The organism is Actinoplanes auranticolor (genome assembly GCF_018332655.1).
Classification (GTDB): Bacteria; Actinomycetota; Actinomycetes; order Mycobacteriales; family Micromonosporaceae; genus Actinoplanes; species Actinoplanes auranticolor.
This window is the reverse complement of record NZ_BOQL01000085.1, coordinates 17021-42527: the sequence shown is the minus strand read 5'-3', so window position 1 is coordinate 42527 and position 25507 is coordinate 17021. Positions and strand designations below refer to the sequence as shown.

Genomic DNA, 25507 nt, shown 5'->3' with positions numbered 1-25507 from the left:
CCGGCCCGGCTGCCTGGCCCGGCCTGGCCCGCCTGGCCCGCCCGGCCTGGCCCGCCTGGCTCGGGCGGGCCAGGCGGGCAGTCGAATCGAGCGGCTCGGTCAGGCGCCCCAGCCGGCCTGCTGGCCGCCGACCCGGTCCTGGACGATCCGCTCCTGGTAGCCGCTGCGCCGGTAGGCCGCGACCGGGTTCGGGTCCAGGCCCGCATCCGCGCGGACCTCGGCGAGCAGCGGCCGGACGTCGGTGTTGTAGGCGTCCATCAGCACCGCATTGGCCTCCAGCACGTCGCCGTCGTTCTGGGCCCGGCTCAGCGCGTCCCGGTCGACCAGCAGCGCCTTGGCCGTCGCCTCCTGGATGTTCATCACCGAGCGGATGATCGCGGGGATCTTCGTCTCGATGTTGTGGCACTGGTCCAGCATGAAGTTGATGCCGTAGGCCGGGTCCAGCGCGCCGCCGCGGACGATCTCGTACATGATCCGGAACAGCTGGAACGGGTCCGCCGCGCCGGCCATCAGGTCGTCGTCGGCGTAGAAGCGGCTGTTGAAGTCGAAGGCACCCAGCTTGTTCTGGCGCAGCAGGAACGCCACGATGAACTCGATGTTCGTGCCCGGGGCGTGGTGGCCGGTGTCGATGCACACCGTCGCCTTCTCGCCCAGCTCGATGCAATGCGCGTACGAAGTGCCCCAGTCCGGGACGTCGGTCGCGTAGAAGGCCGGCTCGAAGAGCTTGTACTCCAGCAGGATGCGCTGGTCGGCGCCGAGCCGGTCGTACGTCTCGCGCAGCGCCGCCGCCAGCCGGTCCTGGCGGTTGCGCAGGTCGTCCTGGCCCGGGTAGTTGATGCCGTCGGCGAACCACAGCTTCAGGTCCCGCGAGCCGGTCGCGTCCATGATGGCGATCGCCTCGAGGAGGTGATCGGTGGCCTTGCGGCGTACGCCGGCGTCCGGGTTGGTGACCGAGCCCAGCTTGTAGGCGTCGTCCTGGAAGACGTTGGTGTTGACGGCGCCGATCCCCACCCCCAGCGACTCGGCGTAGGAGCGCAGCTCGGCGTAGTCGTCCACCTTGTCCCAGGGGATGTGCAGCGCGACCGTCGGCGCCACCCCGGTGAACCGGTGCACGGTGGCGGCGTCGGCGATCTTCTCCTGCGGGTTGCGGGGCACACCGGCCTGGGCGAAGACCTTGAACCGGGTGCCGGAGTTGCCGAAGGCCCAGGACGGGGTCTCGATCCGCTGGGCGGCGAGGGCCCGCTTGACGGCGGCCAGATCAGCCATGGGGATCACTTCTCTTCTGATAGGTGGAAGACCTCGGTCAGCAGCACAAAGCTCTCGTCCGGTGGGCGGCCGTCGATGCCGGTGAAGAACTCGGCCATCTCCGCCTGCCAGCGGGCGTTCACCTCGGTCCGCGCTATTGCCGCCTGGGCCGCCGCGAGGTCGTCGGTCTCGACGTAGCCGACCAGCAGCCCGTCGGAGCGCAGGAACAGGGAGTAGTTGCGCCAGCCGGTGGCCCGCAATGCGTCCTGCATCTCGGGCCACACGGCCTGGTGCCGCTCCACGTACTCGGCCATCCGCTCGGGGCGGACCTGGAGGTTGAAGCAGTACCTCATGGGCTCAGAAGTTGAACTTGTCGATGTTCTCGGCGGTGAACTCGGTCGGCGGGCCGAGCACGATCTCGCCGGCCGCGCCGACGGTGTACTCGCCGAGCTTGCCGGCCTTGAACTTCTCGCCCTCCTTGCCGGTGATCTGGCCCGAGGCCAGCGCCGCACCCGCGTACGCGGCCAGGTAGCCGATGTCGGCCGGGTTCCACAGCGCGAACTTCTTCACGGTGCCGTCCTTGACGTACTCCCGCATCTGGTTGGGCAGGCCCAGGCCGGTGATCGCCACCTTGCCCTTGTAGTTCGAGGAGCTGACGTAGCGCGAGGCCGCGGCGATGCCCACGGTGGTCGGCGAGACGATGACCTTCAGGTTCGGGTACGACTGCAGCAGGCCCTGGGCCTCCTGGAAGGACTTCTGGTCGTCGTCGTTGCCGTACGCGGTCTTGACCAGCTTGAGCTTGGCGTTCTCCGGCTTGGCCAGCTCGGTCTTCATGACCTCGATCCAGGCGTTCTGGTTGGTCGCGTTCGGGGTCGCCGACAGGATCGCGATCTCACCGGAGCCGCCGGCCAGCTCGCTCGCCATCTTGACCAGGCTCTCGCCGATGCCCTGGGTGGAGGCCTGGTTGATGAAGACGTCCCGGCAGTCCTTGGAGGCGTCGGAGTCGAAGGCCACGATCTTGATGCCGGCCTGGCGGGCCTGGTTCAGCGACGGGCAGACCGCGTTCGGGTCGTTGGCCGCGATGCCGATCACGTCCTGCTGCTGCTGGATCAGCGTGTTGATGTAGCTGACCTGGGAGGAGGCACTGGCGTCGTTCGGGCCGACCAGCTTGTACTCGCCCTTGAGCTCGCCCGCGGCGACCTTGCCGCCACCCACCTCGACGTCGGTGTACGGGTTGTTGAGCTGCTTGGGCAGGAAGGCGATCTTCAGGCCCTCCTTGAGCTTCGCGTTCGGGTCGGCGGCGGCGGACTGCGCGGCGGCGGGGCCGGAATTGTCGGCGCTGTCCTTGGTGGTGCCGCCACAGGCGGCGACACCGAGGACCATGAGTGAAGCGGCGCCTGCGGAGAGTAGGCGTCGGCGGGAACGAAGCATGGCGTACTCCTTGGAGGGCGGAGGGTCTCAAACAGTGGCGGCGCGGCGGAGTCTCCGCCGTTGCCAGGTGGTGCGGATCGAGGTCGCGACGTTGGGCAGCAGTACGGAGAGCACGAGCAGGGCGCCGGTGACGATGTTCAGCGCCTGGCCCGACACGTCCTGCAAGCGCAGGGCGTTCTGCAGAGCGGCGAGCAGGACCACGCCGGCCAGGACGCCGGGGAGGCTGCCCTTGCCGCCGAAGATGGAGACGCCGCCGAGCAGGACCGCGGCGACCACGGCGAGCTCGAGCCCGGCGCCGTTGTCGGCCCGGGCGCTGGAGTAGCGCAGGGTCCACAGCACTCCGACGAGGCCGGCGACCGCGCCGCTGACCACGTACAGCCAGAACTTGGTGCGGGCCACCCGGATGCCGGAGAAGTGCGCGGCCTGGGCGTTCGCGCCGATCGCGTACAGCGAGCGGCCGAACGGGGTCGCGTGCAGGATCACCCCGAAGACCGCGGCCAGGACGACGATCAGGATGAGCACGTTGGGCACGGGGCCGCCGCCGATCGTGCCGGTGACCCAGCCCGTGTAGCTGAACGGGAAGTCCGCGACCGCGCCGTCACCGAGCACCACGAGCGCCAGCCCGCGGTAGAGGGCCAGCGTGCCGATGGTGACCGCCAGCGACGGCAGGCCCAGGCCGGTGACCAGGAAGCCGTTGATCGCGCCGAGGATCGCACCGGCGATGATGCAGATCGGGATGATCGACTCGATGGACAGGCCCTGGTTCCACAGGTAGCCCATGATCGAGCTGGCCAGCCCCAGCGTGCTGGCCACCGACAGGTCGATCTCGCCGGTGACGATGATGAAGGTCATCGGCAGCGCGACCAGCATGATCGGCAGCAGGTCCAGGATCAGGAAGGTGAAGTTGCGGCTGGTCCCGAAGTTGGTCACCGAGAAGGACGCCACCACCAGCACGAAGACGGTCAGCAGGACGATGATGCTGTCCCAGGAAGCGAGTCTCTTCCGGAGCTCAGACATGGCTGTCCTTCTTCCGCAGGGAGCGGGCGATCCGGACCGCGACCAGGCGGTCGGCGCAGATGGCCAGGATGATCAGGGCGCCGACGATGGCCTGCTGCCAGAACTGGTTGATGTCCAGCACGGTCAGGGCGCTGCCGATCACGGTCAGCAGCAGGGCGCCGAGGCCCGCGCCCCAGACCGTGCCGCTGCCACCGAAGACCGCCACCCCGCCGACGACCACGGCCGCGACGACGTTGAGCTCCAGCCCGGTGCCGGCGGCCGCGTCGACCGTGCCGAACCGGGCCGCGAAGAGCACCCCGGCGAGCCCGGCCAGGGCGCCGCTCAGGATGAACGCGCCCAGCAGGTTGCGGGCCACCTTGATGCCGGCGAGCTCGGCGGCCTGCGGGCTGGAGCCCATGGCGTACAGCTCGCGGCCCATCCGGTAGTTGCGCATCAGCAGCGAGACACCGCCGACCACGACCAGCGCGATCAGCACCAGCCAGGGGACGCCCAGGATGGAGTCGTTGGCGAAGGTCAGGAAGTGCCGCGGCAGTTCGTCGGCGTTGACCTGCTGGCCGCCGGCCCACGAGTAGGTGATGCCGCGGAACATGTAGAGCGTGCCCAGCGTGACCACCAGGGCGGGCACCCGGCCGTACCGGACCAGCACGCCGTTGAGCAGCCCGGCCGCGCCGCCGACGACGAGGCCCACCGCGATCGCGGCGACCATCGGCAGGCCGGGATTGTCGCTCATCAGGGTGGCCACGGTGAAGGCGCTGAGGCTGAGCACCGACCCGACGGAGAGGTCGATGTTGCGGGTGATCACCACGACGGCCTGGCCGGCGGCCATCACCGCGAGGATCGCCGTGTTCAGCAGGATGTCGCGGATGCTCTGTCCGGACAGGAACCGCGGGTTGCTCGCGGCGGTGTAGCCGACCAGCACCACCAGAGCCAGGATGATCCCCAGCTCACGGACCTTGACCAGCCCGGAGAAGATCCGGCGGGGCGCCGCCACCGCCGCGGTCATGTGGTCACCTGCTGGCCCATTGCCGCGTACATGACGCTCTCCTCGGTGGCTTCGGCGCGGGTGAGCCGGGCGGCCACGTGCCCCTCGCGCAGGACGATGATCCGGTCCGCCATGCCCAGCACCTCGGGCAGCTCGGACGAGACCATGACGACGGCGAGCCCGCGGGCCGCCAGCGCCGACATCAGCCGGTGCACCTCGGCCTTGGTGCCGACGTCGATGCCGCGGGTGGGCTCGTCGACGATCAGCAGCTTCGGGTCGGTGGCCAGCCACTTGGCCAGCACCACCTTCTGCTGGTTGCCGCCGGACAGCGTGCCCACCGGGTCGGACAGCCGGCCCAGCTTGGTTTGCAGCTGACCGGTCCAGCTGGTCGCCTCGCGGCGTTCGGCCGCGCCGAAAAGCAGCCCAAGTCTGGCCAGCGCACGGCTGCGCGGCAGGGTCACGTTGCGCTCGACCGACAGCTCCATGATCAGGCCCTGCTGGCGGCGGTCCTCGGGGACCAGCGCCATGCCGGCCGCCATGGCCGCGCGGGGTGAGCCCGGCTTGAGCGGCTTGCCGAGGAACCGGACCGACCCGGTGTCGTACCGGTCGACGCCGAACACCGCCTGCATGACCTCGGAACGGCCCGCGCCGACCAGCCCGGCCAGGGCGACGATCTCGCCGGCCCGGACCGAGAAGCTGATGTCGCGGAAGACGCCCTCGCGGCCGAGACCCTCCACTTCGAGCACGGTCTCGCCGATCTCGGTGTCCTGCTTCGGGAACAGCGTGCTCAGGTCGCGCCCGACCATCCGCCGGATCATGTCGTCGACGCTGAGGTCGGCGACCAGCTCGGTGCACACGTGCCGGCCGTCGCGCATGATCGTGACCCGCTGGCAGAGCGCGGTGATCTCCTCGAAGCGGTGCGAGATGAACATGATCGCGGCGCCCTCGTCGCGCAGCGCCCGGGTGACCGCGAAGAGCCGGTCGACCTCGACCCCGCTGAGCGCGGCGGTCGGCTCATCCATGATCAGGACCCGGGCCTCGCTGGAGAGCGCCTTGGCGATCTCGACGAGCTGCTGGTCGGCGATGGAGAGCCCGCGCGCCGGGCGGTCGGGGTCGATGTGCACGCCGAGGCGGGTGAAGAGCCGGGCCGCGTTGTCGTGCATCGCCCGGCGGTCGATCTGCCGCAGGCGGGTCAGCGGCTGGTTGCCCATCGCGATGTTCTCGGCGACGGACAGATCGGGGAAGAGCGTCGGCTCCTGGTAGATGACCGCGATGCCGGCTGCCTTCGCGTCACCGGGGCCGGTGAACTCGACCTCCGTGCCGTGGACGGCGAGCGCGCCGGTGTCCGGCCGGTGCACGCCGGCGAGCATCTTGACGATGGTGGACTTGCCCGCGCCGTTCTCCCCGACCAGGGCGTGCGCCTCGCCCGCGTACAGGGGGAAGCTGACGCCCTGCACGGCCGCCACCGCGCCGAAGGACTTGGTCACCTCGCGCACTTCGAGCAGGGCCGGACCGGGCCGCGACTCGCCGGGCGTTGCCGTCACGGGCCACCTCCGCAGGATGTTTGAAATGTTTCATACGGCGTGTCACGAACGTAGGTGGCGCCGATCACAGGTGTCAAGGACCTTCGTGAAACCTTCTCGAAACGCGCGGCCGGGTGGTACGAGTTATCCCGTACGATGGCGCTTCTACGTTTCAAAAGGGGGAGCCGTGGTCAACGGCAGGACACCGTCCGTCAAGGACGTCGCCCGCTCGGCCGGGGTCTCCCTGGGCACGGTCTCCAACGTGATGAACCGCCCCGAGGTGGTCAGCCCGACGACCCGTGAGCGGGTCGAGCGGGCCATGGTGGAGCTGGGCTTCGTGCGCAACGAGTCGGCCCGGCAGCTGCGGGCCGGCACCAGCCGCACCCTGGCGTACGTGATGCTGGACGGCAGCAACCCCTTCTTCCACGACGTCTCGCAGGGCATCGAGCTCGCCGCCGAGGAGGCCGACCTCTCGCTGTTCATCTGCAACAGCAACGGCCGGTCCGAGCGGGAGGAGGTCCTTCTCGACCGCCTCATGCAGCAGCGGGTCCAGGGCATCCTGATCACCCCGGTCAATCCGGACGCGCCGCACCTCGCCGAGATCAGCCGCCGGGGCATCCCGGTGGTCATCGTCGACCGGGTCGGTGCGGGCGGTCTCTTCTGCTCGGTGGCCGTGGATGACGTGCTGGGCGGCCGGATCGCGGTCGAGCACCTGGCCGAGCAGGGGCACACCCGGGTCGCCGTGGTCGGCGGGCCGGAGTCGATCGGACAGGTCCGCGAGCGCGTCGAGGGGGCCCGGCAGATCTGGGCCGAGCTGGGCCTGCCGCCGGAGGATCTGACCTACCTGCCGACGGCCGGGCTGACCGTCGCCGAGGGCCGCTCGGCCGGTGAGCGGCTCGCCGGCATCCCGGCGCGGCGCCGCCCGACCGCCGCTTTCTGCGCCAACGACCTGCTCGCGCTCGGCCTGCTGCAGCAGAGCATCGGCGCGGGCCTGCGGGTGCCGGAGGAGCTGGCCATCGTGGGCTTCGACGACATCGAGTTCGCCGCCGCGGCCGCCGTGCCGCTGACCTCGGTGCGCCAGCCCCGTCAGGAGCTGGGCCGGGCCGCGGCGCAGCTCGTGCTGGACGAGGCGACCAATCCCGACCACGTGCACCAGCAGCCGTTGTTCGTCCCGGAGCTGGTCGCGCGGGCCTCCACGGTCGTCCGTTCCCGCTCCTACTGACAACGTTCAGCCGGGCGGCGGATCGGGCGCGATGTATTGACCCCGGCGCCGGTCGGCCCGTAACCTGCACGCAACGTATGAAACGTTTCATGGCCCCGCCTGCGAAGGATGCTCATGTCGAACCCCGCAGTCAGCGACCTCCTGGCCCGCAGTAACCGCCTCGGCGCCGACCCGCGCAACACCAACTACGCCGGCGGCAACACCTCGGCCAAGGGGACGGAGATCGACCCCGTCACCGCGGCGCCGACCGAGCTGGTCTGGGTCAAGGGCTCAGGCGGCGACCTGGGCACGCTGAAGGAGTCCGGCCTCGCGGTGCTGCGGCTCGACCGGCTCCGCGCGCTGGCCGGCGTCTTCCCCGGCGTCGAGCGCGAGGACGAGATGGTGGCCGCGTTCGACTACTGCCTGCACGGCCGCGGCGGCGCCGCTCCGTCGATCGACACGGCCATGCACGGCCTGGTGGACGCGCCGCACGTCGACCACCTGCACCCGGACGCCGGCATCGCGCTGGCGACCGCGGCCGACGGCCCGGCGCTGACCAAGGAGATCTTCGGCGACCGGGTGCTGTGGGTGCCGTGGCGCCGGCCCGGCTTCCAGCTCGGCCTCGACATCGCCGCCGTGCAGCGGGCCCATCCCCAGGCCATCGGCGTCGTGCTGGGCGGGCACGGGATCACCGCGTGGGGCGCCACCAGCGCCGAGTGCGAGGCCAACTCGCTGGAGATCATCAACACCGCCGCGGCGTGGATCGCCGGGCACGGCCGCGAGGCGCCGTTCGGCCCGCTGGTGCACGAGGCCCTGCCCGATGAGGTACGCCGGGAGCGCGCGGCCGCCCTGTTCCCGATCGTGCGCGGTCTCGCCTCCACCGACCGTCCGCAGGTGGGCCACTACACCGACAGCGAGGTCGTGCTCGACTTCGTCCGCCGCGAGCGGATGCCCGAGCTGGCCGCGCTGGGCACCTCCTGCCCGGACCACTTCCTGCGGACCAAGGTCAAGCCGCTGGTGCTGGACACCGCGCCGGACGCTCCGCTGGGGGAGGTCGAGGCGCGGCTCAAGGAGCTGCACGCCGCCTACCGCGAGGACTACCGCGCGTACTACGAGCGGCACGCCGGCCCGGACAGCCCGGCGATGCGCGGCGCCGACCCGGCGATCGTGCTCGTCCCCGGGGTCGGCATGTTCAGCTTCGGGGCCGCCAAGCAGACCGCGCGGGTGGCCGGCGAGTTCTACGTCAACGCGATCAACGTGATGCACGGCGCCGAGTCGGTCTCGACCTACGCGCCGATCGGCGAGTCGGAGAAGTTCCGGATCGAGTACTGGGCCCTGGAAGAGGCCAAGCTGCAGCGGATGCCCAGGGCGAAGCCGCTGGCCAGCCGGATCGCGTTCGTGACCGGCGGCGGCTCGGGCATCGGCAGGGCGATCGCACTGCGGCTGGCCGCCGAGGGCGCCTGCGTCGTCGTGGCGGACCGGGACTTCGCCGCCGCCGAGGGCGTCGCGGCCGAGATCGGCGGCCCGGACGTCGCCGTGGCGGTGGCCGCCGACGTGACCTCTGAAGCGCAGGTCGCGACCGCGCTGCGGGACGCGGTGCTGGCCTTCGGCGGGGTGGACCTGGTGGTGAACAACGCCGGGCTGTCCATCTCCAAGCCACTGCTGGAGACCACCGAGGCCGACTGGGACCTGCAGCACGACGTCATGGCCAAGGGCTCGTTCCTGGTCGCCAAGGCGGCCGCCGGGGTCATGATCGGGCAGGGGCTGGGCGGCGACATCGTCTACATCTCCAGCAAGAACTCGCTGTTCGCGGGCCCGAACAACGTCGCGTACGGCGCGGCCAAGGCCGACCAGGCCCACCAGGTCCGGCTGCTCGCCGCCGAACTGGGCGGGCACGGCATCCGGGTCAACGGCATCAACCCCGACGGCGTGGTCCGCGGCTCCGGCATCTTCGCCGGTGGCTGGGGCGCCCAGCGGGCCGCCGTGTACGGCGTACCGGAATCCGAGCTCGGCGCCTACTACGCCCAGCGCACGCTGCTCAAGCGCGAGGTGCTCCCGGAGCACGTCGCGAACGCGGTGTTCGTGCTGACCGGCGGCGAGCTGTCGCACACGACCGGCCTGCACATCCCGGTGGACGCCGGGGTGGCGGCAGCCTTCCTGCGGTGAACACGTTCGCGGCGGTCGACCTCGGCGCGTCCAGCGGGCGGGTCATGGTCGGCCGGGTCGGCCCGGGGTCCCTGTCGCTGGACGCCGTCAACCGCTTCGCCAACGAGCCGGTACGCGCCGGCGGGACGCTGTACTGGGACATCCTCGCGCTCTACCGCGGAGTCCTGGAGGGTCTGCGGCTCGCCGGGCCGGTCGACGGGATCGGCATCGACTCGTGGGCGGTGGACTACGGGCTGCTCGACGCGACCGGGACGCTGCTCGGCAACCCGGTGCACTACCGGGACACCCGCACCGAGGGCGCGGCGGCCAAGGTCGCCGCGGTCGTCGGCGAGGACCAGCTGTACGCGCTGACCGGCCTGCAGAAGCTGCCGTTCAACACGATCTATCAGCTGGTGGCGGCGGCGGGCACCCCGCAGCTCGAAGCGGCCCGGCAGCTGCTGATGATCCCGGACCTGCTGGCGTACTGGCTGACCGGCGAAACGGGAGCAGAATTCACCAACGCTTCCACCACCCAGCTTCTCGATCTAGGCTCAGGGGGGTGGGCCGGAGAACTGATGACCGCGCTCGGGATCCGGCCCACTCTCTTCCCGCCCCTGCGCGCCCCCGGCACGGTCATCGGCCCGGTGCGCCCCGAGCTGGGTATCGGCACGCCGGACGTCATCGCGGTCGGCTCGCACGACACGGCCTCGGCTGTGGTGGGCGTCCCGGCGGGCGGTGACCACTTCGCCTACATCTCCTGCGGGACGTGGTCGCTGGTCGGCGTCGAGCTCGACGCGCCGGTGCTGACCGAGGCGTCCCGGCTGGCCAACTTCACCAACGAGGGCGGCGTCGACGGCACGGTGCGCTATCTGCGCAACGTGATGGGGCTCTGGCCGTTGCAGGAGTGCCTGCGCGAATGGGGTGCGCCCGACCTGCCCGTACTGCTGCGCGAGGCCGCCGCCGTGCCGGCCTTCCAGTCCGTCGTTGATCTCGACGATCCGGTCTTCCTGCCGCCGGGCGACATGGTCGCCCGGCTCACGACGGCGAGCGGCCGCAGCTCCTTCGGCTCGCCCGCCGCGGTGGTGCGGTGCATCCTGGACAGCCTGGCGCTCGCCCATCGTCGTGCGGTGCGCCAGGCCCAGGAGCTGTCCGGGCGGCACGTCGACGCGGTGCACATCGTCGGCGGTGGCGCCCGCAACGAGCTGCTCTGCCAGCTCACCGCCGACGCCTGCGGCCTGCCCGTGCTGGCCGGCCCGGTCGAGGCGACCGCGCTCGGCAACGTGCTCGTGCAGGCCCGGGCCGCGGAAACGATCAGCGGTGACCTCTCGGCACTGCGGGCTCTGCTGCGGGAGACTCAGCAGATCGTGCGCTACGAGCCACGCGGCGACGCGGCCGCGTGGCGAGCGGCCGAGCGCCGGCTGGAGGGCTGACATGCGCATCGCCTTGTTCGTGACCTGCCTGGCCGACACCATGTTCCCGGCCGCGGCCAAGGCGACCGTGCGGCTGCTGGAGCGGCTGGGCCACGAGGTGGTCTTTCCCGCGGGGCAGACCTGCTGCGGCCAGATGCACATCAACACCGGCTACCAGAAGGACGCGCTGCCGCTGGTCCGCCGGCACGTGCGCACGTTCGCGCCGTACGACGTGGTGGTCGCGCCCTCCGGATCCTGTGTCGGGTCGGTGCGTCACCAGCACGCGATGGTGGCCCGGGCGGCGGGTGACGAGGGCCTGGCCGCGCGGGCCGAGGACGTCGCCGGCCGGACGTACGAGCTGTCCGAGCTGCTGGTGGACGTGCTCGGGGTGGAGGACGTCGGGGCGTACTACCCGCACCGGGTGACGTACCACCCGACCTGCCACTCGCTGCGGATGATCCGGGTCGGTGACAAGCCGCAGCGGCTGCTGCGCCACGTCCGCGGGCTGGAGCTGGTCGAGCTGCCCGCGGCCGAGCAGTGCTGCGGTTTCGGCGGCACCTTCGCGCTGAAGAACGCCGACACGTCGACCGCGATGCTGGCCGACAAGATGCGCCACGTGCTCGGCACCGGCGCGGAGGTCTGCACAGCCGGTGACTCGTCCTGCCTGATGCACATCGGCGGCGGCCTGTCCCGGCTCGACGCGGGTGTCCGGACGGTGCATCTCGCCGAGATCCTCGCCGCGACGGAGGCCGCATGACCACGTTCCTGGGTATGCCCACGACCGCACCGCGCGGAGTGGGGAACCTGCGCGGCGACGAGCCGTTCCCGGCCGCCGCCCGCAAGGCTCTGGGCAACGCCCAGCTGCGCCGCAACCTGGGCCATGCCACCACGACGATCCGGGCCAAGTCCGGTGCGGTCATCGGCGAGCTGCCCGACTGGCAGGAGCTGCGCACGGCCGGCTCGGCCCTCAAGGCCGACACCATGGCCCGGCTCCCGGAGCTGCTGGTGCAGCTGGAGGAGAAGGTCACCGCGGCCGGCGGGGTCGTGCACTGGGCCGCCGACGCCAACGAGGCCAACCGGATCGTCACGGAGCTGGTGCAGGCCACCGGCCACGACCGGGTCATCAAGGTCAAGTCGATGGCCACCCAGGAGATCGGCCTCAACGAGGCGCTGGAGGCGGCCGGCATCGAGCCGGTCGAGACCGACCTGGCCGAGCTCATCGTCCAGCTCGGGCACGACAAGCCCAGCCACATCCTGGTGCCGGCGATCCACCGCAACCGCGCCGAGATCCGCGAGATCTTCCTGCGGGAGATGCCCGGCGTCGACCCGGCGCTGACCGACGAGCCGGTGATCCTGGCCGGAGCCGCCCGGCGCTACCTGCGCGAGACGTTCCTGAGCACCAAGGTCGCGGTGTCCGGGGCCAACTTCGCGATCGCCGAGACCGGGACGCTGGCGGTGCTGGAGTCCGAGGGCAACGGCCGGATGTGCCTGACCCTGCCGGAAACGCTGATCACGGTCATGGGCATCGAGAAGCTCGTGCCGACGTGGCAGGACCTCGAGGTGTTCCTGCAACTGCTGCCACGGGCGTCGACCGGGGAGCGGATGAACCCGTACACGTCGATGTGGACCGGGGTGACGCCCGGAGACGGGCCGCAGAACTTCCACCTGGTGCTGCTGGACAACGGGCGCAGTGCGGTGCTGGCCGACGAGGTGGGCCGCCAGGCGCTGCACTGCATCCGCTGCTCGGCGTGCCTCAACGTGTGCCCGGTGTACGAGCGGACCGGTGGGCACGCGTACGGGTCGGTCTATCCGGGGCCGATCGGGGCGGTGCTGTCGCCGCAGCTCACCGGGGTGGAGGACAACGCTTCGCTGCCGTACGCGTCGTCGCTCTGCGGTGCCTGTTTCGACGCCTGCCCGGTGAAGATCGACATCCCCTCGATCCTGGTGCACCTGCGCAACGAGGTCCCGCATCCGCGCGCCGAGCAGGCGGTGATGGCGTCGGCGGCGTACACGATGGACCACCCGAAGCTGTACGCGGCCGCGCAGCATGCCGCCAAGCTCAGCAGATTCTCCGGCCGGCGGTTGCCGCCGCCGTTCAACGGCTGGACCGCGAGCCGGGATCTGCCGGAGCCGCCGCCGGAGACCTTCCGCGACTGGTGGGCGAAGCGGTGAGCAGCAAGGACCTGATGCTGGGCCGGATCCGGGCCGCGCTCGGCGACACCGCACCACCGGCCGGGATCCCGCGCGACTACCGCGGCGACCGGGTGGCCGACCTCGACCTGCTGGTGCACCGGCTGGAGGACTACAGGGCGGTCGTGCACCGCGGCGTCCCGATCGCGGAGACCGTCGCCGCCCTCGCTCCCGCGCCGCTGGTGGTGCCGCCCGGCATCGATCCCGCGTGGCTGCCGGACGGTGTCAAGGTGCTGCCCGACGAGGGGCTGAGCGCCGACACGCTGGCGGTCGCCGGGGGAGTGCTGACCGCGGCCACGGTCGCCGTCGCGGAGACCGGGACCATCGTGCTCGACGGCTCGCCCGACCAGGGCCGCCGGATCATCTCCCTGCTGCCGGACCTGCACATCTGCGTGGTCCGCGCGGACCAGGTGGTCGCGTCGGTGCCCGAGGCGCTGACCCGGCTCGACCCGGGCCGTCCGCTCACCTGGATCAGCGGTCCGTCGGCCACCAGCGACATCGAACTCAACCGCGTCGAGGGCGTCCACGGCCCGCGCCGCCTGCACGTCATCCTCACGGAGGCTCTGTCATGACCGATCTCCTCCCGGCCAAGCAGCGGCGCAAGACCCGGATCGGCCTGGTCGCGGGTGGCCTGGGCACGTACTGGCCGCAGTTTCCGGACCTGCTGCCGCAGTTGCAGGAGTCGGCGCGGTACGTGTCGCAGCGGTTCCAGGACATGGACGCCGAGGTCACCGACGTCGGCTTCATCTCCGACGCGCAGGAGGGGGCGGCCGCCGCCGAGCAGCTGCGCCGGGCCGACTGCGATCTGATCGTGCTGTTCCTGACGACGTACCTGACCGCCTCGATGGTGCTGCCGATCGCGCAGCGGGCCAACACCCCGGTGCTGGTCATCGACCTGCAGCCGACCGAGAAGATGGACCACGCGTCCTTCGATACCGGGGCCTGGCTGGCGTACTGCGGGCAGTGCCCGGTGCCGGAGATGGGCAACACGTTCCGCCGGGCCGGGATCCCGTTCCGGTCGGTCTCCGGCTGGCTGCGGCAGGAGTCGGCCTGGCGGCGGATCGGCCAGTGGATCCGGGCCGCGCACGTCCGCGCGGCGCTGCGGCACGCCCGGCACGGCCTGATGGGCCACCTCTACCCGGGCATGCTCGATGTCTCGACCGACCTGACGCTGCTGCCGGTGACGTTCGGCTCGCACGTCGAGGTGCTGGAGTTCGACGACCTGCGCCAGCGCGTCGAGAAGGTCACCGAGGCCGAGACCAGGCAGCGGATGGACCTGGCCCGGGAGATCTTCACGCTGGACGACACGGTGCGCGAGGAGGACTTCGCCTGGGGCGCGACCGTCTCCGTGGCGCTGGACCGGCTCGTCGACGACTTCGAGCTGGACAGCCTCGCGTACTACCACCGCGGCCTCGACGGCGAGCAGCACGAACGGCTCGGCGCCGGCATGATCCTGGGCGCCTCCCTGCTGACCGCCCGCGGCATCCCGGCGACCGGCGAGTACGAGCTGCGTACGACCGTGGCCCAGCTGGCCACCCAGGCGGTCGGGGCCGGCGGCTCCTTCTGCGAGCTGCAGGCGCTGAACTTCGAGGACAACGTGGTGGAGATGGGCCACGACGGTCCGGCGCACCTGGCGGTCGGCGCCCGCGACCCGTTGCTGCGCGGCCTGGGCGTCTACCACGGCAAACGCGGCTGGGGCGTCAGCGTGGAGTTCGACGTGCGGCCCGGACCGGTCACGCTGCTCGGCCTGGGCCAGGACCGGGACGGTTCGCTGTCGTTCATCGCCGCCGAGGGGACCGTGGTGCCGGGTCCGTTGCTGGCGATCGGCAACACGACGAGCCGGGTCGACTTCGGCCGGGACCCGGGCGAGTGGGTCGACGAGTGGAGCGCGTCCGGCGTGGGTCACCACTGGTCGCTGTCGCTGGATCACCGGGCCGCGGACTACAGAGCGGCGGCGAGCCTGCTCGGCATCGACTTCCGCCAGGTCTGAGCGGGAACTGTCGTACCCGGTGCTTATGGTGCCGGGATGACTATCGCTGTGACTGCCGCAACCGGTCATGTCGGCTCCCGCGCCGTGCAGGTGCTGATCCAGGCCGGGGTGCGCCCCACCGTGCTGATCCGGGATCCCGCCAAGCTGCCCGCCGCGGTCCGCGACCTCGTCGACGTGGCCCCGGGCGACCTGCGCGACGCCGCCTACGTCACCGAGGCCACCCGAGGTGTCGACGCTCTGCTCTGGATCGTGCCCGAGTCCTTCACCGCCGAGGACCCCGTCACGGAGATGGCCGGGATCGCGGCCAACGGTGCCGCCGCCATCACCGCCAACGGCATCGGCCGCACCGTGCTGATCAGCAGCGTCGGCGCGGAACGACGGCACGGCGCCGGGATGATCGACGGACTGGCCCGCGCCGAGGAACTGCTCACCGGTGCGGGACCGGTGTGCACGCTGCGCTGCGGCTACTACTTCACCAATCTGCTCGGCAGCCTGGAGGAGATGCGGGCCGGCACGCTCACCACCACCCGGCCGGCGGACGCGCCGATGCCGTGGGTCGATCCGCGGGACGTCGGTGAGGTCGCTGCCGCCCGGTTGCTGACCGGGCAGTGGTCGTCCTCCTTCGTGCAGGCGGTGCACGGGCCGGCCGACCTGAGCTGGCACGAGGTCGCCGGCATCGTCGGTGCCGCGCTCGGGCGCGAGGTCGCGGTGCAGGTGATCACCGATGACGAGTTGCGCGGCGCACTGGGCGGTGCCGGGCTGACGCCGGGCGTCATCGAAGGGATCGTCGGGATGACGGCCGGGTTGCGGGACGACTTCACCCCGGAGCAGCCGCGCAGCTTCGTCAGCACGACCCCCACCACGCTGGCGGCCTGGGCGGCGGAGCACCTGCGCCGGCCGTGAGTGTCCCGGGCCTTGGCATGCTCGGGCCATGACCACCATCGGGTTCCTGCACACCGCCGATGTCCACGTCGCGACGTTCCGCGCCCTGGTGGCCGAGCGCGGCCACCACGACCTGCACCTCGTCGACCCCACGCTGCTGGCCGACGCCCGGGAGCACGGCGTGGACGCCGCCCTCGAGCAGCGCCTGGCCGAGCGGCTGCAGGAGCTGGCCGGCCGGGGCCCGGACGTCATCGTGTGCACGTGCTCGACCCTCAGTGGCTACGCCGAGCGGATCAAGGTCGCCGTGCCGGTGCTGCGGATCGACCGGCCGATGGCCGAGCGGGCCGTGGCGGTCGGCGGTCGCATCGCGGTGGTCGCGGCGGTGGAGTCCACTCTGACGCCGACCCGGGAGCTGCTGCTGGAGTGCGGGGCCGGCGCGGAGCTGGTGATGGCGCCCTGCCTGGACGCCTGGGCGCTGTTCGAGGCCGGCGACCTGACCGGCTATCTCCGGGCGATCGCGGCTCACGTCCGCACGCTGGACGCCGACGTGATCGTGCTGGCCCAGGCCAGCATGGCACCGGCCGCGGACCTGCTCGCCGACCTGCCGGTTCCGGTGCTCAGCAGCCCGCGTGCGGCGGTGGACGAGGCGATAGCCGTCGGGAACGCCGGAAAGGATCCTGATCTGCCGCGTTAGATGACTGCGCCCCGGCCCTTCGCGGTGCTGATGCTGGTCGCGGTGGTGGTGGGCGCCGCCGGGCTGGCCGGGTTCCGGCGCCGCGACGTGCCCACCCCTGATCCGCGTTCCGCCGGGGTCGTCAGCGGGGCCGGTCGGGGAGCAGGCGTTCCTCGAAGTCGAGCTCCCGTTCCAGCACCCGCAGACCCTCGTCGGAGAGCCGGTCGGCATCGCGCCAGCGCAGCAGCTCCTCGCGCTGCGCGTCGATCACCGCTCGGCGCACCCGCAGCCCGGCCTCGTACTGCGGGGACACCGGCACCTCGTCCGAGTCGGACTGGTCGAGCAGGTCCAGCCGGCGGCGGTAGCGCTCCATCCGGTGACCGAGCTGCTTGCGTACCGTCTCGATGACCTGGTCCTCGATGTCGTCGTGCTTCTCGTGGTCGATCTCGTCCAGCCGGTCCAGCGCCGCCTGCACCGACGCCGAGCGGGCCTCGTTGCGCAGCCGTACCTTGTCGGCCTCGTTGGCGCGCAGCCCCAGCATCCGCACCAGCGGGGCGAAGGTGACGCCCTGGCCGACCAGCGTCACCAGCACCACCACGAACGCGCAGAACAACAGCAGGTCCCGGTCCGGGAACGGCGCGCCGCTGTCGGTGGTCAGCGGCACGGTGAAGATGGCCGCCAGGGTGATGACCCCACGGGTGCCGGCCCAGCTCAGCGCGGTGATCTCCTTGCCGTTGAGCCGGCGTTCGCGGTCCCGGCCGCGCTGCTCGGTCTCGTCGCTGGTGCCGCCGAGCCGCGTGTGCAGCGAGATGGGGAGCATCTGGGTCAGCACCAGGAACAGCGGGCGCAACAGCAGCACCACGCCGACGGAGATGGACACCGCGACGACGATCGTGGAGGTCTCGTACTGCGACAGGCCCCGGACCACGGCCGGCAGCTGCTGGCCGATCATCAGGAAGACCAGGCCCTCCAGCAGGAAGTCGACCAGCCGCCAGACCGCGCTGACCTGCAGCCGGCTGGCGCCCGAGCTCATCCTGGGCATGTCGTGCCCGACGATCAGCCCGGCCACCACCACGGCCAGCACCCCGGAGACGTGCACCCGCTCGGCCAGCAGGTACGCCACGAACGGCGTGCCGAGCGAGATGGCGTTGGCGATCAGCGGGTCCTGCATGAGCCGCCGGGCGGTCCGGACGCCGTAGGCGACCAGAATCCCGGCGATGACCCCACCGACCGCCTTGATGACGAACTCGCCCACCGCGGAGGTGATGGAGAAGCTGCCGTTGGCGGCGGCGGCCAGCGCGACGCTGAGCAGGGTCAGCGCGGTGGCGTCGTTGAGCAGGCCCTCACCCTGGATCAGGGTGACGATGTTGCGGGGCAGGCCGATCCGCTTGCCGATCGCGAGCGCGGCCACCGGATCGGGCGGCGCCACCGCGGCGCCCACGGCGACCCCGGCGGCGAGCGTGGCGCCGGCCACGAACAGGCTGAAGCCGTAGCCGATGAGCAGGGCAGTGAGCAGGACCAGCACCACGGAGAGGCTGATCACTGTGCGCAGATTGCGCCGGATGTCGACCAGCGAGGAGTCCAGCGCCGCGCTGTAGAGCAGCGGCGGCAGGATGAGAGTCAGGACCAGATGGGGGTCCAGCTCGATGTTGGGACCGGGTAGGACGGCGTAGACAATGCCGATGACCGTCAGCAGAGCGGCGGCTGGCAGACCGGACTTCCCGGCGACCCAGCGCATCGCGACCACCACGGCGACACCGGCCAGGATGAACAGCAACGTCGTCTCGACTTTCACCCGGCACATTCTCCCGGACGGCGGTCGATCGCGCGCTCATGATCGACAGTGGCCCGGGTCTCCCGGCGAGCGCGGAGACCCGGGCCGTCGATCGATCAGTACCGGTAGTGGTCCGGCTTGTACGGGCCCTCGACGTCGATGCCGAGGTACTCCGCCTGCTTCTTGGTGAGCGTGGTGAGGCGGACGCCGAGCGCGTCCAGGTGCAGCCGGGCGACCTTCTCGTCCAGGTGCTTGGGCAGCACGTAGACCTGCTTGTCGTACGCCTCCGGCTTGGTCCAGAGCTCGATCTGGGCCATCACCTGGTTGGTGAAGGAGTTCGACATCACGAAGCTCGGGTGCCCGGTGGCGTTGCCCAGGTTCATCAGGCGGCCCTCGGAGAGCACGATCACGGCGTGACCGTCCGGGAAGCGCCACTCGTGGACCTGCGGCTTGATCTCGACCTTCTCGATGCCCGGCACCTTGGCCAGGCCGGCCATGTCGATCTCGTCGTCGAAGTGACCGACGTTGCCGACGATCGCGTTGTGCTTCATCTGCGCCATGTGCTCGGGCGTGATGATGTCCTGGCCACCGGTGGTGGTGATGAACAGGTCGGCCTGCGAGACGACGTCCTCGATGCGGACGACCTGCATGCCGTCCATGGCCGCCTGCAGCGCGCAGATCGGGTCGATCTCGGTGACGACGACCCGGGCACCCTGGCCGCGCAGCGTCTCGGCCGAGCCCTTGCCGACGTCGCCGTAGCCGCAGACCACGGCGAGCTTGCCGCCGAGCATGACGTCGGTGGCGCGGTTGAGGCCGTCGACCAGCGAGTGCCGGATGCCGTACTTGTTGTCGAACTTGCTCTTGGTGACCGAGTCGTTGACGTTGATCGCCGGGAAGAGCAGCTCGCCGGTCTTGGCGAACTTGTAGAGCCGGGCGACGCCGGTGGTGGTCTCCTCGGTGACGCCCTTGATCCCCTCGGCGATCTTGGTGAACCGCTGGGAGTCCGACGCCAGGCTGCGGCGCAGGGTGTCGAGGATGATCGTGTACTCGTGGGAGTCCTCGTCGGTGGTCGCCGGTACCGCACCGGCCAGCTCGAACTCCCGGCCCTTGTGCACCAGCAGGGTGGCGTCGCCGCCGTCGTCGAGGATCATGTTCGGGCCGAGGCCGTCACCGAAGGTGAACAGCTGCTCGGTGCACCACCAGTACTCCTCCAGCGTCTCGCCCTTCCAGGCGAAGACCGGGGTGCCGGTGGGCGCCTCGACGGTGCCCTCGGGGCCCACGACGACGGCCGCGGCGGCCTCGTCCTGGGTCGAGAAGATGTTGCAGGAGACCCAGCGGACGTCGGCGCCGAGAGCCACGAGGGTCTCGATGAGCACGGCCGTCTGGATGGTCATGTGCAGCGAGCCGGCGATGCGCGCGCCGCGCAGCGGCTTGGTGTCGGCGTATTCCGCGCGGATCGACATCAGGCCCGGCATCTCGTGCTCGGCCAGGCGCATCTGGTGGCGGCCGAAGCCGGCCAGCGACAGGTCGGCAACGGCGAAGTCGAGGCCGTTGCGCTGCTGGAGACGATTGTTCATGAAGAAGGGCACCCCCCTCATCGGGAGGCGCCCTTGCGTCTGTGACCCGAGGGGCCGAGCGTGGCGGATGTCCGTGGACTCCGTCGCAGCGCCTCTCGACCCGGGGCTCGCGCCGCTTTCGGGCGCTCGTTCCACCATAGCGTCCAAGCCCCAAGATCGCTGCTGCGGCCGATTTCTCAGCTCCGGCGTTCCTGCTGGTCAAGCAGGGCCTTCTCAAATTGTGGCGTGTCCCACTGTTCGGTCAGCGCCTTCCTCAGCAGGTCGGCCTGGGTCTGCGGGGCGAGCCCGCCGATGGGCTGGTCACGGTCCAGGTTCGTGGGGAACGCGTAGCCCTCGGCGGCCGCCGCGACCACGTTGGCCACGTTGCCGGTGAAACCGCGCAGCACCGGGTAGAGCGCCCGGCACATGGCTGTGCGGTCGACGGTCTCCATGGCCCGGCCGAATGCCGAGGAGACCTGCAGCAGGTTCGCCATCCGGCGCACGTCCGCACTGCGGTTGGTGCCCGCGCCGTGGAACAGTGCCGGGTTGAAGAACACCGCGTCGCCCTTCGCCAGCGGCAGCTGCACGTAGTCGGCCTCGAAGTAGGCGGTGAACTCCTCGAGGTGGAAGGCGACATAGCCGGCCGGGTACTTCTGCGAGTGCGGCAGGTACAGCGTCGGGCCCGTTTCCACCGGCATGTCGACGTGCGCGACCGCACCCTGCAACGTCAGCGCTGGGGAGAGCCGGTGGATGTGCGCCGGGTAGCTCTCGGCCTGCTCCCGGCTCATGAAGCCGAGGTGGTAGTCGCGGTGGGCGACCTGGGCCGTCCCGCCCGGATTCACCACGTTGATCTGGGAGGTGACCTGGTAGCCGCGACCCAGCCAGGCCGACGAGACCAGCGCCAGGATGTCGTTGGCGTAGTAGTCGGCGAACGCCGCCGGATCCCGCAGCGCGAACTTGTCCAGCGCGCCCCAGACCCGGTCGTTGGCGCCCGGCTTGGCGAAGTGGTCGCCGCCGACCACCCCGGCCGCCTTCTGCTCCTCGATCATCGCGGTGAAGACGCCGGTGGCGCGGTCCACCACGGCCGGGTCGAACGCGCCTCGGAAGACCACGATGCCCGGGCCGTCGAGCAGTGCGCGGGCCAGTTCGGCCTGCACCTCGCGGCGGTTGGTGGCGGGCCCGTCCGGCTCGTAGATCAGCACGTTCTGCCGTACCTCGGCGGCGTGCGGGTAGTCGGCCCGGACGGTCTCCTGCTCGACCAGGGCCCGGAAGTCGGCGAGGCGGCAGTCGGCCGCCGAGAACCAGGTAGTCATACGGGCAGGCTAGGCCCGTGAGCCCCCGCGAAGGCCCTTGAGAACCCCTCAAAAAGCCCTCATCGTGTACGGATGAAGCACCCGTACCGGATCCGCGAGATCGCCGCCCAGTCCGGTCTGAGCCCGGCCACGGTCGACCGGGTGCTGCACGCCCGCGGCGGGGTCCGGGCGAGCACGGTCCGCGAGGTCGAGCAGGCCATCGCCGACCTGGACCGGCAGCAGTCGCAGCTGCGCCTCGGCGGCCGCACGTTCATGGTCGACGTCGTCGTGCAGGCTCCGCAGCGCTTCTGCACCGCGGTGCGCGCCGCCCTCGAGGCCGAGCTGCCCGCGCTGCGCCCCGCCGTGATCCGGTCCCGCTTCCACTTCCTGGACAGCCCGTCGGTCGGCAATCTTGTCGGCGTACTCGACCGGGTGATCCGCAAGGGCTCGCACGGCGTCATCCTCAAGGCTCCGGACGTGCCCGAGGTGGTGGCCGCGGTGACCCGGCTGACCGGACGCGGCACGCCGGTCGTGACCCTGATGACGGACCTGCCGGCCAGCGCGCGGGCCGCGTACGTGGGCATCGACAACCGCGCGGCCGGTGCGACGGCCGCCTATCTGGTGCAGCAATGGCTGGCGGACCGGTCCGGGGACGTGCTGGTGGTCCGCGGGCACGGCTCGTTCCGGGGCGAGGACGAGCGGGAGGTGGGCTTCCGGGCCGAGATGCGCGCGCGTAACGCGGGGCGCCGGCTGCTGGAGGTCGTGGACGAGGAGGACCGGGCTGACGCCGTACACATCGGCACCCGGGCGGTCCTCGCCGCCAACCCGGCGATCCGCGCGGTGTATTCGCTCTATGCCGGCGCCGGCGGCAACGCCGCGGTGGTCGACGCCTTCGACCGGCAGCGGCGTCCCTACGACGTCTTCGTCGCGCACGACCTCGACGGGGAGAACACCGCGTTGCTGCGCGAGGGCCGGCTCTCCGCCGTGCTGCACCACGATCTGCGCCAGGACCTGCGCCGGGCGTGCCAGGTGGTGATGCAGGCGCAGGGGGCGCTGCCCGGCCCGGTGCGCTCGAACCCGTCCGCGATCCAGGTGATAACCCCGCACAACGCCCCGCCCGCAGAATTCTGAAGTTTTCTTCGTCCGGCTGTCCGGAACGGTGATGCCCGTTCGTCACGGTGGTGAGATCACGAAGAAGAGGAGAGTCCCGAGATGAAGTTCATGATGTTCGTCTGCACCGACACCGAGCCCGAGACCGACGAGTCGCTGGTACCCGACATCGAGACCTGGGTGGCGGAGAACGACGCCGCCGGCCGGCGGGTGGAGGGCAGCGTGCTCGGCTCGCCCGCGGCGGCCACGACAGTCCGGGTACGCGGCGGCGACCTGCTCGTCTCCGACGGCCCGTTCGCCGAGACGAAGGAGGTCATCGTGGGCTTCGACATCCTCGAGTGCGCCGACCTGGACGAGGCCGTCGAGGTCGCCCGCAAGCACCCGATGGCCTACAACGGCCGGCTGGAACTGCGACCGTTCGTGGATCTGGCCGACTGAATGCCGGACCTCGGGCAGGCCGTCGCCGACGCGGGTGCGGACTCGTACCCCCGGATCGTCGCCGCGCTGATCCGGATCACCGGCGACTGGACCCTGGCCGAGGACTGTGCCCAGGAGGCGCTGACGATGGCCCTCGAACGCTGGCCGCAGGACGGGGTGCCGGCGAACCCGGGTGGATGGCTGATGACGGTCGCGCGTAACCGTGCGCTGGACGTGCTGCGGCGCGCGACCGTCGAACGCCGCAAGCTCCAGGAACTGGCTCTGCTGAACGAGCCCGTCACGCGGGAGGACGAGGAGGGGGAGGAAGTCGTGGACGACCGGCTGCGGCTGATCTTCACCTGTTGCCATCCCGCGCTGGCGCTGGAGGCCCGGGTGGCGCTGACCCTGCGGACCGTCGCCGGGGTGCCGGCCGCGGACATCGCGAGCGCCTTCCTGGTCACCGAGTCGACCATGACGCGCCGGCTGACCCGGGCCAAGGCCAAGATCGCCACGGCCGGCATCCCATACCGGGTGCCGGTCGGGCCGGCGCTGGCCGAGCGGCTGCCCGGCGTCCTGGCGGTGCTGTATCTGCTGTTCACCCGGGGCTACGACGCCGACGGGGAGCCGGCCTTCGCGGCGGAGGCGATCCGGCTGACCCGGCTGCTCGCCGAGCTGATGCCCGGGGAGCCGGAGATCACCGGGCTGCTGGCGTTGTGCCTGTTGCAGCACTCCCGGCGGGCCGCGCGCCGGGACGACGACGGCAACCTGCGTACATTGGACCAGCAGGACCGGTCGCTCTGGGACCACGCCGCGATCGCCGAGGCACTCGCCCTGCTGCCGGCGACCACCGGCCCGTACGCGCTGCAGGCCCGCATCGCCGCCTGCCACACCACGACGCCGACCGACTGGCCGGCCGTCGCCGTCCTCTACGACCAGTTGTTCTCGCTGCTGCCGACGCCGGTGGTCGCCCTCAACCGGGCGGTGGCCCACGGGTACGCGTACGAGCCGGCGGCCGGGCTGCGGCTGCTGGCCGAGGCGGGAGCCGGTGGGGCGCTGGACGGGTACCCGTACGCCATCGCCGCGGAGGCCGACCTGACCGCCCGGGCCGGGGACACCGGTCGCGCGGTCACGCTCTTCGAGCAGGCCGCCGCGGCCGCCCCGGCCGGACCGGTGCGCCGGGCTCTGCTGACCCGCGCCGAGGAACTCTCCCGAAACGAGGAACCATGACCACACCGATCGTCGAATTCAACGGTGACTTCAGCGAGCCGGGCGCACCCGCGGTGCCGTGGGCCGACGTCGAGCGGGTGCTGACGACGTCGGAGATGTTCTTCCTGTCGACCGTCCGCGCCGACGGCCGCCCGCACGTGACTCCGCTGCCGGCCGTCTGGGACGGGGGCGTGCTGCACATCTGCACCGGTGACCAGGAGCAGAAGGCGAAGAATCTGGCTCGTAACCCGTCCTGCGTGCTGTCCACCGGCACCAGTGCGTTGCACGGCGGGCTGGACGTGGTGGTCGAGGGCGTCGCCGTCCGGATCACCGAGCCGGCCCGGCTGCGGGAGCTGGCGGCGCTGTGGAAGTCCAAGCTGGACTGGGACTTCGGGGTGGGCGAGGACGCCTTCCGGGACCCGGCCGGGCGCAACGGTCTGGTCTACGGGGTCCGGCCCGCGAAGGTGCTCTCCTTCGGCAAGGGGCCGTACACGCAGACCCGGTACCGCTTCCCCTCAGCCGAGGATCTCGCGTAGCCGGTCGGCGCTGCGGCGTACGTCGGCGACCGGGCCCTCGCCCACCGGCTCGGCCCGCAGGATCGTGTCCTGCTCGAGCACCCACCAGCCGTCGTAGTCGTGGCGCCGCAGCGCCGCCGCGACGGCGGCGAAGTCGACGTCCCCGTCGCCGATCGCCCGGTACATCCCCGCGTCCACCGCATCGGTGTACGTGCGGTGCCCGGACCGGACCTGCGTGGCGATGCTGTCGTCGACGTCCTTGGCGTGCACGTGGGCGATCCGGTCACCGGCGGACCGGGCCAGCGCCACCGGATCGGTGCCGCCGATCAGCAGATGCCCGGTGTCCAGGCAGAGCCCGATGCCGCTGCCGTCCAGCACCCGTTGCACCTCGGCGGTCTGCTCGACCAGCGTGCCGACGTGCGGGTGCAGCACGGCCGTGAGGTCGCGTTCCCGGGCCTGGGCGTCGAGCTTGTCGAGGTTGGCCAGCAGCCGCTGCCAGCCCTCGGCGTCCAGGTCCGGGCGGGCGTCGTAACCCTCCTGGCCGGTGGCCGCGGCCAGCACCACGGTGTCGGCCCCGGCCGCCACGAACCGGTCGAGGTCCAGCACCGGCTCGTGCGCCGGATCGTGCAGGATCACCGGTACGAACCCGCCCACCGCCCGCAGGCCCAGCTCCCGCAGGAGCTCGTCGGAGGGCAGGAAGCCGTCCGGGCCGAACTCCGTCGCGGTCAGGCCGACCTCGCGCATCTCCCGCAGGACCCGTTCCGGGCTCAGCTGGTGTCCCCAGCCCGGCACCTCGCAGACACCCCAGGAGATGGGCGCTCCGGCGATCTTCATGCTGCGCTCCTCACGTCGCTCACGCTGAGGATGGGCTGGTGGCGAGTCCGGAACAAGCGGCCGGGTCCATCAAAAACACCTCAGCGCGGGACCGGCCGGCGAGCGGGCCGGGTCG

23 protein-coding genes are annotated in these 25507 nt (G+C 71.4%); 13 read left to right on the top strand and 10 right to left on the bottom strand.

Annotated elements, in window-relative coordinates:
• Positions 1-99: 99 nt before the first annotated feature.
• Genes rhaI through Aau02nite_RS43600 form a run of 6 tightly spaced genes read right to left on the bottom strand, consistent with a single transcriptional unit; the run spans position 100 to position 6219 of the window.
• Positions 100-1266 carry an L-rhamnose isomerase gene (gene rhaI, locus Aau02nite_RS43625; protein ID WP_212994572.1) on the bottom strand — a complete coding sequence of 389 codons (1167 nt, stop codon included), beginning with the start codon at positions 1264-1266 and terminating at the stop codon, positions 100-102.
• A gap of 5 nt (positions 1267-1271) precedes the next feature.
• Positions 1272-1598, bottom strand: coding sequence for an L-rhamnose mutarotase (locus tag Aau02nite_RS43620; RefSeq protein WP_212994571.1), 327 nt, complete (start codon positions 1596-1598; stop codon positions 1272-1274).
• 4 nt (positions 1599-1602) lie between these two features.
• Positions 1603-2676, bottom strand: a complete 1074-nt coding sequence (gene rhaS, locus Aau02nite_RS43615) for a rhamnose ABC transporter substrate-binding protein (RefSeq protein WP_212994570.1) — start codon at positions 2674-2676, stop codon at positions 1603-1605.
• Between the two features lie 27 nt (positions 2677-2703).
• Entirely contained in the window at positions 2704-3693 is a 990-nt protein-coding gene (locus Aau02nite_RS43610; RefSeq protein WP_212994569.1) for an ABC transporter permease, read from the bottom strand.
• A complete protein-coding gene (locus Aau02nite_RS43605) occupies positions 3686-4696 on the bottom strand; it encodes an ABC transporter permease (protein ID WP_212994568.1) in 1011 nt (336 codons plus the stop codon). The genes Aau02nite_RS43610 and Aau02nite_RS43605 overlap by 8 nt, the downstream gene beginning before the upstream one ends.
• Positions 4693-6219, bottom strand: coding sequence for a sugar ABC transporter ATP-binding protein (locus Aau02nite_RS43600; RefSeq protein WP_212994567.1), 1527 nt, complete (start codon positions 6217-6219; stop codon positions 4693-4695). The genes Aau02nite_RS43605 and Aau02nite_RS43600 overlap by 4 nt, the downstream gene beginning before the upstream one ends.
• Before the next feature lie 166 nt (positions 6220-6385).
• Here Aau02nite_RS43600 and Aau02nite_RS43595 point away from each other — a divergent pair, with 166 nt between their 5' ends.
• The 9 genes from Aau02nite_RS43595 to Aau02nite_RS43555 all read left to right on the top strand — a co-directional run bounded on the left by Aau02nite_RS43595 (position 6386) and on the right by Aau02nite_RS43555 (position 16709).
• On the top strand, positions 6386-7420 hold the full coding sequence (locus Aau02nite_RS43595) for a LacI family DNA-binding transcriptional regulator (protein ID WP_246595882.1): 1035 nt from the start codon (positions 6386-6388) through the stop codon (positions 7418-7420).
• 114 nt (positions 7421-7534) lie between these two features.
• Positions 7535-9565: a bifunctional aldolase/short-chain dehydrogenase gene (locus Aau02nite_RS43590; protein ID WP_212994565.1), complete on the top strand. Its 2031-nt coding sequence runs from the start codon at positions 7535-7537 to the stop codon at positions 9563-9565.
• Positions 9562-10974, top strand: a complete 1413-nt coding sequence (locus Aau02nite_RS43585; RefSeq protein ID WP_246595881.1) for a rhamnulokinase — start codon at positions 9562-9564, stop codon at positions 10972-10974. Before Aau02nite_RS43590 ends, Aau02nite_RS43585 begins: the two co-directional genes overlap by 4 nt.
• A gap of 1 nt (position 10975) precedes the next feature.
• Positions 10976-11710 (top strand): (Fe-S)-binding protein, encoded by a 735-nt coding sequence (locus Aau02nite_RS43580; protein WP_212994564.1) that lies wholly within the window; start codon positions 10976-10978, stop codon positions 11708-11710.
• The gene (locus Aau02nite_RS43575; RefSeq protein WP_212994563.1) at positions 11707-13125 is read left to right on the top strand and encodes a lactate utilization protein B; all 1419 of its coding nucleotides are present in this window, start codon (positions 11707-11709) and stop codon (positions 13123-13125) included. Before Aau02nite_RS43580 ends, Aau02nite_RS43575 begins: the two co-directional genes overlap by 4 nt.
• On the top strand, positions 13122-13715 hold the full coding sequence (locus tag Aau02nite_RS43570) for a LutC/YkgG family protein (protein WP_246595880.1): 594 nt from the start codon (positions 13122-13124) through the stop codon (positions 13713-13715). The genes Aau02nite_RS43575 and Aau02nite_RS43570 overlap by 4 nt, the downstream gene beginning before the upstream one ends.
• Entirely contained in the window at positions 13712-15133 is a 1422-nt protein-coding gene (locus Aau02nite_RS43565) for an L-fucose/L-arabinose isomerase family protein (protein WP_212994562.1), read from the top strand. The genes Aau02nite_RS43570 and Aau02nite_RS43565 overlap by 4 nt, the downstream gene beginning before the upstream one ends.
• Positions 15134-15169: 36 nt before the next feature.
• Positions 15170-16036, top strand: coding sequence for an NmrA family NAD(P)-binding protein (locus Aau02nite_RS43560; RefSeq protein WP_212994561.1), 867 nt, complete (start codon positions 15170-15172; stop codon positions 16034-16036).
• A 28-nt stretch (positions 16037-16064) separates the two neighbouring features.
• Positions 16065-16709, top strand: coding sequence for an aspartate/glutamate racemase family protein (locus tag Aau02nite_RS43555; protein WP_212994560.1), 645 nt, complete (start codon positions 16065-16067; stop codon positions 16707-16709).
• Between the two features lie 121 nt (positions 16710-16830).
• Here Aau02nite_RS43555 and Aau02nite_RS43550 read toward each other — a convergent pair whose 3' ends face one another.
• The 3 genes from Aau02nite_RS43550 to Aau02nite_RS43540 all read right to left on the bottom strand — a co-directional run bounded on the left by Aau02nite_RS43550 (position 16831) and on the right by Aau02nite_RS43540 (position 21331).
• Positions 16831-18492, bottom strand: a complete 1662-nt coding sequence (locus Aau02nite_RS43550; RefSeq protein WP_212994559.1) for a Na+/H+ antiporter — start codon at positions 18490-18492, stop codon at positions 16831-16833.
• 86 nt (positions 18493-18578) lie between these two features.
• Positions 18579-20039, bottom strand: coding sequence for an adenosylhomocysteinase (ahcY, locus tag Aau02nite_RS43545; RefSeq protein WP_212994558.1), 1461 nt, complete (start codon positions 20037-20039; stop codon positions 18579-18581).
• A 176-nt stretch (positions 20040-20215) separates the two neighbouring features.
• On the bottom strand, positions 20216-21331 hold the full coding sequence (locus Aau02nite_RS43540; protein WP_212994557.1) for a phytanoyl-CoA dioxygenase family protein: 1116 nt from the start codon (positions 21329-21331) through the stop codon (positions 20216-20218).
• A 72-nt stretch (positions 21332-21403) separates the two neighbouring features.
• On the opposite strand from Aau02nite_RS43540, the gene Aau02nite_RS43535 reads away from it, so the two are divergent.
• The 4 genes from Aau02nite_RS43535 to Aau02nite_RS43520 all read left to right on the top strand — a co-directional run bounded on the left by Aau02nite_RS43535 (position 21404) and on the right by Aau02nite_RS43520 (position 24579).
• Positions 21404-22441, top strand: coding sequence for a LacI family DNA-binding transcriptional regulator (locus tag Aau02nite_RS43535; protein WP_212994556.1), 1038 nt, complete (start codon positions 21404-21406; stop codon positions 22439-22441).
• 81 nt (positions 22442-22522) lie between these two features.
• Positions 22523-22858, top strand: coding sequence for a YciI family protein (locus Aau02nite_RS43530; protein ID WP_212994555.1), 336 nt, complete (start codon positions 22523-22525; stop codon positions 22856-22858).
• Positions 22859-24064 (top strand): RNA polymerase sigma factor, encoded by a 1206-nt coding sequence (locus Aau02nite_RS43525; RefSeq protein WP_212994553.1) that lies wholly within the window; start codon positions 22859-22861, stop codon positions 24062-24064.
• Positions 24061-24579, top strand: a complete 519-nt coding sequence (locus Aau02nite_RS43520) for a pyridoxamine 5'-phosphate oxidase family protein (RefSeq protein WP_212994552.1) — start codon at positions 24061-24063, stop codon at positions 24577-24579. The genes Aau02nite_RS43525 and Aau02nite_RS43520 overlap by 4 nt, the downstream gene beginning before the upstream one ends.
• Here the strand turns inward: Aau02nite_RS43520 and Aau02nite_RS43515 are convergent.
• Positions 24559-25392: a TIM barrel protein gene (locus Aau02nite_RS43515; RefSeq protein ID WP_212994550.1), complete on the bottom strand. Its 834-nt coding sequence runs from the start codon at positions 25390-25392 to the stop codon at positions 24559-24561. The genes Aau02nite_RS43520 and Aau02nite_RS43515 overlap by 21 nt on opposite strands.
• Positions 25393-25507: the final 115 nt, after the last annotated feature.